Source organism: Micromonospora sp. NPDC005161, from assembly GCF_053599855.1.
Genome location: NZ_JBSFYQ010000087.1, coordinates 1 through 11,046 on the forward strand (window position 1 = coordinate 1; position 11,046 = coordinate 11,046).

At 72.3% G+C, this 11,046-nt stretch carries 8 protein-coding genes and 1 pseudogene; 2 read left to right on the top strand and 7 right to left on the bottom strand.

From position 1 onward, the window contains the following. A pseudogene (locus ACWD5O_RS36100) lies at positions 1-85 on the top strand (IS5/IS1182 family transposase); the annotation flags it as partial. A 47-nt stretch (positions 86-132) separates the two neighbouring features. Here ACWD5O_RS36100 and ACWD5O_RS36105 read toward each other — a convergent pair. Beyond that, positions 133-2,133, bottom strand: a complete 2,001-nt coding sequence (locus ACWD5O_RS36105) for a GTP-binding protein (RefSeq protein ID WP_450088062.1) — start codon at positions 2,131-2,133, stop codon at positions 133-135. 280 nt (positions 2,134-2,413) lie between these two features. Here ACWD5O_RS36105 and ACWD5O_RS36110 point away from each other — a divergent pair, with 280 nt between their 5' ends. Further along, positions 2,414-3,373 (top strand): helix-turn-helix transcriptional regulator, encoded by a 960-nt coding sequence (locus ACWD5O_RS36110; protein WP_450088063.1) that lies wholly within the window; start codon positions 2,414-2,416, stop codon positions 3,371-3,373. A gap of 44 nt (positions 3,374-3,417) precedes the next feature. Here the strand turns inward: ACWD5O_RS36110 and ACWD5O_RS36115 are convergent, their stop codons facing one another. From ACWD5O_RS36115 to ACWD5O_RS36140, 6 genes are all read right to left on the bottom strand, one after another. Then, a complete protein-coding gene (locus tag ACWD5O_RS36115) occupies positions 3,418-4,728 on the bottom strand; it encodes an RICIN domain-containing protein (RefSeq protein WP_450088064.1) in 1,311 nt (436 codons plus the stop codon). 113 nt (positions 4,729-4,841) lie between these two features. Then, positions 4,842-5,693, bottom strand: coding sequence for a M15 family metallopeptidase (locus ACWD5O_RS36120; protein WP_450088065.1), 852 nt, complete (start codon positions 5,691-5,693; stop codon positions 4,842-4,844). 12 nt (positions 5,694-5,705) lie between these two features. Next, positions 5,706-6,731, bottom strand: a complete 1,026-nt coding sequence (locus ACWD5O_RS36125) for an acetylxylan esterase (protein ID WP_450088066.1) — start codon at positions 6,729-6,731, stop codon at positions 5,706-5,708. A 7-nt stretch (positions 6,732-6,738) separates the two neighbouring features. Next, complete coding sequence (locus ACWD5O_RS36130; RefSeq protein WP_450088067.1) at positions 6,739-9,114, bottom strand: beta-xylosidase/alpha-l-arabinosidase; 2,376 nt, start codon at positions 9,112-9,114, stop codon at positions 6,739-6,741. Between the two features lie 97 nt (positions 9,115-9,211). Next, positions 9,212-10,075 (bottom strand): carbohydrate ABC transporter permease, encoded by an 864-nt coding sequence (locus ACWD5O_RS36135; RefSeq protein ID WP_450088068.1) that lies wholly within the window; start codon positions 10,073-10,075, stop codon positions 9,212-9,214. A gap of 2 nt (positions 10,076-10,077) precedes the next feature. Further along, a partial coding sequence (locus ACWD5O_RS36140) for a carbohydrate ABC transporter permease (protein ID WP_450088069.1) occupies positions 10,078-11,046 on the bottom strand: 969 nt, incomplete at its 5' end.

Consider the following 11,046-nt stretch of genomic DNA (forward strand, 5'->3'; position numbering starts at 1 on the left):
GCGCTGCAGCCCGCACCGGGCGACCCCGATCGTGCAGGCCATCCTCGTCCTACATCACGTCGAGAACCCGACCCACCGAGGATGAAAAAGGCTCATTGATCGGGCGGCGCACCTCGACCAGGCCCGCGCCGGCTACCGGCCGCCGACGACCCGGCGGGCCACCGCCAGCAGGTACTCCTTGCGGTCCAGCGGGTTGTGGTCCCAGCGTGCCCGGGTGGGGGCCGGGCCCCGCACCGGCCGGTACCGGTCGAATGCGGTTTCGAGCACGCCCTCGCCCCGGGTCAGCGACGGCAGGCGGCGCTCCAGCGCGTGCACCCGGCCCGCCGGGATGTCCCCCTCCACCAGGTACGACGTGCCCTGCCCGGTGGTGTCGGTCGGCACCGCGTCGAGCCGGGCGAGCGCCGGCAGCAGGGTGCCGAGGACGTCGCCCGGCACCTCCAGCCGGAACCGGTGCACCGGCTCGTGCACCCGGGTGCCGGCCCGGGTGAGCGCGGTCATCAGCACCAACGGGGTCAGGTTGCGGAAGTCCCCGGCGGTGCTGGACATGCTCTTGTCGAAGGTGCCATGGGAGTGGCTCTGCCGGGCCCAGTAGCCGGCATGGGTCATCGTCACCTCGCAGTCCGGGATCTGCCAGCCGTGCGGACCCTGGCGCAGCGTCCGGTGCACGGTCTCCTCGACGGCCGCGAAGAACGCCGGTGGCATCGAGCCCAGCTCGACGCCGAGCCGGAAACTCACGCCCGCGCCGACCGGCGCCGGGGCCACCCGCAGCCCGACGGTGGCCAGGAACGGGTTGGGCGCCACGGCGATCACCTCGACCGCCTCGCCGACGCCGCTGACCCGCTCCACGTGCACCGTGCTGGTCTCCCGGAAGGTCACGGCGACCCCGAAGTCGTCGGCCAGGGTGGCCTGGATGACCTCCTTCTGCACCTCGCCGTAGAGCGAGACGCTGATCTCGTGCTGCCGGTCGTCCTGCCGGAGGTTGATCAGCGGATCCTGCTCGGCGAGCTGGCTCAGGGCGGCGTGCATCGTGACCCGGTCCGCGGCGCGGGCCGGGACCACGACGGTCTCCAGGGTGGGCGGCGCGAACTGGCGGTCCGTGCCGGCGCGCTCCGGGGGTACGCCGACCGGGTCACCGATCCGCGCCTGGGTGAGGCCCCACAGCCGGGCGATGTGGCCCGCGCCGACCGACGACGCCGCGACGTCCGCCCCGTCGGCGACGACGCGTACCGCGGTGACCACCGAGGCGCCGGCCGCACCGACCCGGATCCGGTCCCGGACCCGGATGGTGCCGGTGAAGAGCCGGACCAGCGCGATCTTCTCCCCCGCCGGGCCGCGCTCGATGGCGAACACGGTGCCGGAGACCGGGGCCTCGGCGTCGCCCTGGGCCGTGGCCAGCAGTTCGGTGATCCCGGCGATCAGCGCGTCCACTCCGGCGCCGGTGATGGCCGAGCCGGCGAACACCGGCTGGACCAGCGCCCGACCGGTCCGGTCGGCCAGCGCCCGGCGCAGCCGGGGGTACGGCAGCGTCGCCGGGTCCGCCACCCAGTCGGCGAGCAACGCGTCGTCCTGACCGGCGAGCAGGTCGAGCAGCCGGTCGGTGAAGCCCACATTGGCCGGGCCGTACGACGTGCAGCGGGCGTCCCGGGTGCCGGGCCCCGCGACCGACCCCATGGTCACCACGGACGGGGTCAGCTTCTCCGCGACGGCCCGCACCACCCGCTCGGGGTCCGCCCCCGCCCGGTCGACCTTGTTCACGAAGATGAGCGTGGGGATGCGCAGCCGGCGCAGCGTACGCATCAGCACCCGGGTCTGCGGCTGGACGCCCTCGACCGCGGAGATCACCAGCACCGCACCGTCGAGGACGCCGAGCACCCGCTCGACCTCGGCGATGAAATCCGGGTGACCGGGCGTGTCGATCAGGTTGACGGTCACGTCGTCCAGCACGAACGAGACGACGGCCGAGCGGATGGTGATCCCGCGTTGCCGCTCCAGTGCCAGGGAGTCGGTGCGGGTGCTGCCCGCGTCGACGCTGCCGAGCCGGTCGGTCACGCCGACGGCGTACAGCAGTCGCTCGGTCAGGCTGGTCTTACCGGCGTCGACGTGCGCCAGGATGCCAAGGTTGAGGGTCTTCACGAAGCGTCGTGTCCTTCAGGTAGGTGACAGGTCCCTTCTGGCCGGACATCGACGCAGCGCGCATTGCTTCTCCCTGAGATCGGTGGTGGTTTCAGGTAGCTCAACAGCCCGGCGTGCGGCGAGCAACCGATTAACCGGGGCATCCACCCACTCGTGGGCCCTATACCTGTGAGTCATGTTCATGACTCACAGGTATGGCGCTCGACCGGGTGCTGCCCGCCGGGCCCGACTGCCGCCTCGCGGGCGCGGGCCGGTGCTGGTCTCCGGCAGACTGCCCAGCATGGTGGAGACCTCCGTGCGACTGCTGCGGCTGCTCGCCCTCCTGCAGGGCCACCGCGACTGGTCCGGCGCGGAGCTGGCCGACCGGTTGGCGGTCACCGCCCGCACGGTGCGCGCCGACGTCGAACGGCTGCGGGTGCTCGGCTACCGGATCGAGTCCCGGCCCGGGGTCGCCGGCGGTTATCGGCTCGGCGCGGGGTCCGCCCTGCCGCCGCTGCTGCTCGACGACGACGAAGCGGTGGCGGTGGCCGTCGGCCTGCGGGCGGCGGCGTCCGGCTCGGTGCGCGGCATCGAGGAGACGTCGCTGCGGGCGTTGGCCAAGCTGGAGCAGTCGCTGCCGTCGCGGCTGCGGCACCGGGTGGACGCGTTGCGCACGGCCACGGTCTCCGCCGCGGCCGGTGGCCCGACCGTCGACGCCGAGACGCTCACCGCCGTCTCCACGGCCGTGCATCGCCGCGAGCGGCTGCGCTTCGACTACGCCGGGCACGACGGCACCACCACCGTGCGCGACGTCGAGCCGTACCGGCTGGTCTACACCGGCCGGCGCTGGTACCTGCTGGGCTGGGACACCGACCGGGCCGACTGGCGGACCTTCCGCGCCGACCGCATCCGGCCCCGGGTGCCGACCGGTCCGCGTTTCGCACCCCGCGAGCCGCCCGGTGGCGACGCGGTCGCGCACGTGCTGCGCGGCGTCGGCTCCACAGCCTGGCCGCACCCCGCCCGGGTACGCCTGCACGCACCGGCCGACCGGATGGCGCAGCGCATCCCCGCCACCGCGGGTCTGCTCGAGGCGATCGACGAGCACACCTGCCTGCTGCACACCGGCGGGGAGTCGCTGGCCAACCTGGCCGCCTTCCTCGGCACCCTGGAGGTGGACTTCGACGTGCTCGACCCACCGGAGCTGCGCGCCGTCCTGCGGGACGTCGCCGCCCGGTTCGCCCGCGCTGGCCAGGCGTCGTAGCAGCATTCCAGCGCGGGCCGAACCGGAGGCGTCGGGACGGCGGCCTACGGCTGCGGGACCAGCCGGAAGGACTGTGCCGCCGTGCCGTTGCAGGTGTACTGAACGAGTTGAACGCTGTCGGCCGTGGACGCTCCCGGCACGTCGAGGCACTTGCCGCTGTTGCGGTTGACCAACCGGTAGTAGCCGCCGCCCTCCGACTCCGCCCGCCACTGCTGGTTGTTTCCGCCGCTGTAGGACCAGAGCTGGATGGGCGCCGAGTCGGCGGTCGACACGTTGGTCACATCGAGCACCTGGGCGCTGTTGTTGCGGTTGTTGACCCGCAGGTAGCCGCCGCTGGTCGGCGGGAACTGGTACTGCTGCGCCGCGCTGCCGTTGCAGGCGTACTGCTGGACGGCGGTGCCGTTCGCGCTGGCGGCGGCCCGCGCGTCGACGCACTTGCCGCTGCCCCGGTTGACCACGGTGTGCCAGGCGGTCGGCGAGATCGGGCCGGCGGGCGGCGTGGGCGTCGGGGTGGGGCTGGTGCCCGCTCCGGCGAGCCAGTGCAGCCCGTCGATCAGCAGCCGGTTCTGCGAAGCGCTGTCGAAGGTGGACGACAGCCCGGTGTTGGTGTCGTAGTTCATCGCGTTGTGGCCGAAGTTGGCGTAGAGCATCTTGTACCGCTTGTTGCTCCAGACGAGCGGGTAGTAGCCGCTGTACCAGGACTGGTTGGGGTCAGTGCCGACCGGGAAGCTGGACGGGTCGATCGAGGCGAGGATGTCGATGTCGGGGTTCTGCCGCAGGTCGTTGTTCCAGGAGTACCACTCGCTGATCGACGAGGGGAACGTCGCCGGGAGGTTCCGGGTGGCGGCGTGGGTGCGGTTGTCGGCGCGCAGCGTGACCCGGGTGGGCCCCCAGGTGTTCGACTGGAACGCGCCGGTGCCGAGGAAGGCGTTGTAGTACCAGCTCCAGCTCGACGGGTTGGTGTTGAACGCCGTGACGTGGAAGCCCAGCCACGCCCCGCCGTTCTGCATGTACTGCTGGAACGCGGCACGCTGCGCGGCCGGCGGCGCGTCGTCGAGGAACATGATGACCTTGTACTGGGCGAGGTTCGCGCTGTTCAGCAGGCCCCAGTTGGTGGTCGCCTCCCAGGAGAAGCCGTACTGGGCGGCCGCCTGCGGGAACCAGGCGCGGGCGTCCCGGACGAAGTCGATGTGTGCCGGGTCCCAGGTGCCGTTGTAGAAGGCCAGGACCTTGAACGTCGGAGCGGCCTGTGCGGCACGTGAGGCGTTGACGGCGACGCCGACGCTCAGCGTGACGACGAGGGCGACCAGCAGCGAGATGATCCGCCTGGCATGGGAGGAGAGTTCTGCGATCACCTGATCGTCCCTTCGGTGGTGGCCTGGGGACGCGCGCCGCCGCGTCGCTGCAAACCCATTTGTTCACAAGGTTTACAGATAGACGAAAGGTTATGCGTTGAGGCCAGGTGGCGTCAACCGACCGAGGAACGGGCGACCGGCGCGGCGAAGTAGGTGTCCGGGTACGGCTCGTCGCGGTAGCGGTAGTGCCACCACTCGCGGTCGTAGTTGACGAACCCGGCGTCGGTCATCAGCCGTTGCAACAGTCGCCGGTTGTCCCGGGCGGTGCCGGTGATGCGGGGGTCGGCGGTGTGCGCCCGGGCGTCGAAGCAGTCGAAGCCGGTGCCCATGTCGATGCTGTTGTCGGCGAAACGCTGCCCGCGCGGAGCGGTGCAGGCGACCAGCGGCCGCCCGGGATCGTACGGGGGCTGGCTGGCGGCAGGTTCGTCGACCAGGGTCAGGTCCAGGGTGCTGCCCCGGCTGTGCGCGGTGGGCGCCCCGATGTAGCCGTCGGCGAAGAGCTGGCTCTTGGCCACGTCCGGATAGAACTCGGCCTTGGTCTGCTGCTCGCCGGGGCGCTTCGCCCAGGCCACGAAGTCGTCCACCGCCGGCTGCGGACGGTAGCAGTCGTACACCTTGAGGCTGTGCCCGCCGGCGAGCGCTGCGTCCTGCGCCCGCCGCAGCGCCTCGGCCGCCGGCCGGGTGAGCAGACAGAGCGGTTCGGGGTACCCGGTGATCGGCCGGCCGACGAAGTTGTGCGCGGTGGCGTACCGGATGTCGGCGTGGATGCGGGGGTCGAGGTCGGTCAGCACCACGAACCCCGGCAGCCGGGCGGCGGCGGACCGGGCAGGGCTCGACGGGACAGGAGTCGACGACGCCGGCACCGCGACCGTGGGCGCCGGGCGGGGCTCCGGCCGCGAGCAGCCGCCGAGCAGCGTGACGAGCGCCAGTACGACGGCGCCGCCCACCCGTCCTGACCTGCGCACCCGTCCTGTCTATCAGGCCTGGCCGGGGCTCCGCGTCGGATCAGCGTCCGGCCGCCGGCCGAGCGGGCCCTCGCCCTCGCCCAGGTGCTCGCCGAGGAAGCGCAGCGCCGCCTCGTCGTCGTCGATGCCGCCGGCCTCGTGGCCGTTGTACCGCCAAACCGACAGCTCGGTCGGACCGGCGTGGGCGTTGACGGCGGCGTAGACCGTCGACGGCGGCACGATGTCGTCCATCAACGCCACCGAGTAGCGCGCCGGCCGGCGGCAGCGCCGGGCGAAGTTCACCCCGTCGACGTACGCGAGGGTGGTCAGCACCCGCTCCTCGGCGTCCCGGTGGATCGCCAGGTAGTCGCGGATCTCCCGGTACGGGCGGGCGTCGGTGGCGACCACCGCACGCGGGATGTCACAGAGGAACGGCACGAAGGCCACCACCGCCCGCAGGCCGGGTGCCAGCGCTCCGGCCGCGAGCGCCAACCCGCCGCCCTGGCTGTGCCCGAGCACCGCCACGCGGGTCGGGTCGACCACCGGCAGGGTCCGGACGGCGTCCACCGCCCGGACCGCGTCGGTGATCAGCCGCCGGTAGTAGTACGTGCGCGGGTCGGCGATGCCCCGGGTGGCCACCCCGGGCGCCTCCGGGCCGGCGGCGCCCGGGTCCGGGGTGTCGCCCCGACTCCAGCCCGACCCCTGCCCCCGGGTGTCCATCTGCAGGTGCGCGAACCCGGCCGACGCCCAGAGCAGGTTCTCCAGCGGGTGCCCCCGCCCGCCGCCGTAACCGGCGTACTGGACCAGGGTCGGCAGCGCCGTGCCGGCCACACGGGGCACCCGCAGCCAGGCCCGCACGGGCTGGCCGGCGAAGCCCGCGAAGGTCACGTCGAGCACGTCGATGCCGGCCAGCCCGCTCGCCACCGGCTCGGCCCGTACCGGCCAACCGGCGTCCCGGGCCTCCGCCAGGGTGCCGGCCCAGAACTGGTCGAAGTCCGCGGGCTCCCGCACCGCGCTGCGGTAGCCGCGCAGCTGCTCCTCGGGCAGGTCGGTGTACACGACGCGCTCAGACGGTCGCGTGGACGGTGAACAGCGGATGCATCCGTCGGGTGTGGTCCAGCTGCCGTGCCGGGCCGGTCAGCGCGACCGCCGCCACCAGCCGGGGTTGCGTGCTGGACGAGCCGAGGCGCAGCTCCAACGCCCCCGGCTCGATCACCCGCCGACCGTCCCGCCCGGTGAACGAGAACAGATCGGCCGGCACGCTCACCTGGATCCGGCAGCCTTCGCCGGCGTCCAGCGGCACCCGCAGGTAGCCGATCAACCGCTGCACCGGCTGCACCACCGAGGCCACCGGGTCGTGCGCGTAGAGCTGCACCACCTCGCTGCCCCACCGGTCGCCGCTGTTGCGCAGCGTGAAGGCCAGCCGCAGCTCGCCATCGGTCTCCGCCACCGCCTGTTCGACCGCCAGCTCCGACCAGTCGAACCGGGTGTAGCTGAGCCCGTGCCCGAACCCGTACGCCGGGGTGGGGTCCAGGTTGGAGACGTCGGTGGCATGCCCCAGCCGGGCGGCGAGGTAGGTGGTGGGCTGGCCGCCGGGGCTGCGCGGCACACTGACCGGCAGGCGCCCCTGCGGCTCGACCCGCCCGCTGAGCAGCCCGGCGATCGCCGTGGGCCCCTCCTCGCCGGGGAAGAAGGACTGCGCGATGGCCGCCGCCTCGTCGACCGCCCGGCCCAGCGCGTACGGCCGGCCGGCGATCAGGGTGACCACCACCGGCGTGCCGGTGTCCAGCAGCGCGTCCAGCAGGTGCTGCTGCGCCCCCGGCAGGGCCAGCGACTCGGCGTCGCAGCCCTCGCCGCTGGTGCCCTGACCGAACAGCCCGGCCCGGTCACCGAGCGCCACGATCACCACATCGGCGCTCCGGGCCGCCTCGACGGCCGCGGCGACACCGCCGGTGTTCGGGTCGTCGATGCCCACGCCGACCTCGACGACCATCTCGCTCGCCGGGAACTCGCCGGCCAACGCCTGTGCCAGCGTGGGCAGCTCGATGCCGGCCGGCAGCTCCGGGTGGCGGGACCCGACGTGCACCGGGAACGAGTAGCAGCCCAGCGCCGCCGTCGGACTCCCGGCCTGTGGGCCGATCACCGCGATCCGCGCTGGCCCGGCGAGCGGCAGGGTGCCGTCGTTGTGCAGCAGCACGATGGCCTGCTCGGCCACCTCCCGGGCGAGCGCCCGGTTCGCCGGCGAGTCCAGGTCGACGGTGCCACGCACGGCGTCGGGGTCGGAGACGTCGACGCCGTCGAGCGCGGGCGGCACCGGGTTCCAGTCCGGGTCGAGGAGCCCGAGCTGCGCCTTCTGCAGCAGTACGCGGCGCACCGCCCGGTCCACCAGCGCCTCGGGCACCTGCCCGGCGGCGATCGCGTCCCGCAGCGGCTGACCGAACGTCTTCACCGTGGGCAGCTCGATGTCCACCCCGGCGGCGAGCGCGGCCCCGGCCGCCTCGCCCCAGCCGCCGGCCACGCCGTGCAGGGTGTGCAGGAAGGCGATGCCGAAGTAGTCGGCGACCACCGTGCCGGTGAACCCCCAGGTCTCCCGGAGCAGGCCGGTGAGAAGCTCCTCGTCGGCCGCCGACGGCATCCCGTCGGTGTCGGTGTAGGCGTGCATCACCGATCGCGCGCCGCTCTCGCGGACCGCCATCTCGAACGGCAGCAGCATCACGTCCGCCCGCTCCCGTGGGCCCATGCCGACCGGTGCGAGGTTGCGCCCGGCCCGGGAGGCGGAGTAGCCGACGAAGTGCTTCAGGGTGGCCACCACGCCCGCGGACTCCAGCCCCTGGATGTACGCGGTGGCAACCGTCCCCACCAGGTACGGGTCCTCGCCGACGGTCTCCTCGACCCGTCCCCAGCGAGCGTCGCGGACCACGTCGAGCACCGGCGCGAGCCCTTGGTGCACGCCGAGGCGGCGCATGTCGGAGCCGATCATGGCGGCCATCCGCCGGATCACGGTGGGGTCGAAGGTGGCTCCCCAGGACAGCGGCACCGGGTACGCGGTGGCGCCCCAGGTCGCGAAGCCGGCCAGGCATTCCTCATGGGCGAGCGCGGGGATGCCGAAGCGGTTGGCGGCGGTGATCCGTTGCTGGCTCCGCAGCAACGACAGCGCGCCGAGCGCCGGGTCGACCGGTGCGGTGCCGAACGGCCGGGTCAGCTGGCCGAGCCCGGTCTCCAGCAGCGCGTCGAGGTCGACCGCCTCCTCCATCTCGTGCTGGTAGGGCGCCACCTCACCGCCGTCGGCGGAGGCCCCGACCCACACGCCGTAGAGCTGCGAAATCTTCTCTGCCAGGGTCATGGCGGCGACCAGGGCGTCGACACGGGTGGTCAACGCCTGCGTCGGGTCGTTCCAGGTCGCGGTGCTTTGTTCGATGTCCAGCGTCACGTTGTCGGTCACTTTCCTCCGACGCCCATCGGCCCCCGTACGAGGGGCCGCCGGGCGAACAGGTAGACGGTTATGCGGTGTTTCGACTCTCTGCGCGTACCGGTGCCGCTCAGCCCTTCACCGCGCCCTGCAGGCCGCCGACGATCTGCTTCTCGGCGAAGGTGAAGAAGAGAAGTGCCGGCAGCATCGCCAGCGAGGTGAACGCGAGGATTCCGGCGGTGTCGGAGGTGTACTGGCTGGAGAAGTTCTGCACGCCCAGCGGCAGGGTGTGCAGGTCGGCGTCGCCGAGCACGAGCAGTGGCAGGAGGAAGGCGTTCCAGCTCGCCACGAACGCGAGGACCCCGACGGTGACCAGCGCTGGCCGGGACAGCGGCAGCATGACGCGCCAGAGGAAACCGAGCCGGCCCGCGCCGTCGATCGCCGCGGCGTCCTCCAACTCACGGGGTACGGCGGCCAGGAAGGGACGCAGGATCACGATCGTGAGCGGCAGCGAGAAGGCGATCTGCGGGAGCATCACCGCGTAGTAGGAGTTGATCAGGTTGAGGTCACGCAGCATCAGATAGAGCGGCAGGATCGCCGCCCCGGCCGGGAAGAGCAGACCGAGGGTGAAGAAGGTGTAGAGCGCCTCCCGGCCCCGGAAGCTGTAGCGGGCGAGCACGAACGCGGCGCAGACGCCGAGCAGCACGACGCCGAGCGTCGTACCCAGGGAGATCACCGCGCTGTTGAGCGCCTGCTGCCAGAAGTCGCTCCGCGTCAGCACCCTGGCGTAGTTGTCCCACACCCAGGGATCGGGCAGCCCGGCCGGGTCCGCGATGATCTGCGGGGTGGTGCGGAAGCCGCCGACGATCACGTAGACCACCGGGGCGATGGAGACGGCGGCGATCGCGAGGGCCAGCCCGTAGGTCAGCGGATTGCCCCACGAGAACGGACGGCGGTGCGGCGACGAGGGGGACGTCAGCGCGTTCTCGGCCACGGTCAGTTCCTCCTTCCGGTGACGGCGCCCTCGATGTCGCGACGGAGGAGAAAGCGCTGGAACAGCAGCGCCGCGATGAACGAGATGACGAACAGGATCACGGCCACCGCGTTGCCGTAGCCCCAGAGCCGGGCGAAGAAGCCGTTGTCCACCATGTAGGTGGCCATGGTGGCCGAGGCTCCGAGCGACCGGACCGCGGGCACCGAGGTCACCCAGATCACGTCGAAGACCTGCAACGAGCCGATCATCGACAGGAACATCCAGATCCGGATCGTCGGGCCCAGCAGCGGGAGCGTGACGTGGCGCTGGGTCTGCCACCAGCTCGCACCGTCGATCGCGGCGGCCTCGGTCAGCTCGGGCGGCACGTTCGACAGCCCGGCGAGCAGGAGAATGATCGCGAAGCCGACGTACTTCCAGGTGAGGACGACCAGCAGCGTCCAGATGACGATGTCGAGGTCGGCGAGCCACGCCTGCACCAGGCTGCCCAGACCGATCTGCCGCAGCAGCACGTCGATGGTTCCGCCGCCGGTGAGGATCAACTTCCACATGATGCCGACGGTGACTTCGGCGAGGACGTACGGCACGAACACCAGGAGCCGGAACACGGTGCGGCCGCCGAAGCGACGGTTGAGCAGCAGGGCCACGGCCAGGGCGATGGGGCCCTGGAGCAGCAGCGACCCGAACACGATGATGGCGTTGTTGCGCAGCGCGTCCAGGAAGATCGGGTCCTGGAAGGCGAGGATGTAGTTGTTGATTCCGACGAACTCGGTGGGCGGCCCGACCCCGCGCCAGCGGAAGAGGCTGTAGTAGACCGCGAAGCCCATCGGCACCAGCACGAACATCACGTAGACGGCGACCGCCGGTGTGGTGAGCCCGATGATCTCGTACCACTTGCGCCTGGTCTCGGCAGCGCGGGACGACGGGCGTCGGGCGGCCGGGGGGCCCGCCGGCGGCGCGGACGCGCCGCCGGC

Coding starts and splice junctions, on each gene's coding strand:
- ACWD5O_RS36110 (WP_450088063.1), top strand. CDS start 2,414: ATGGTGGAGACCTCCGTGCGACTGCTGCGGCTGCTCGCCCTCCTGCAG.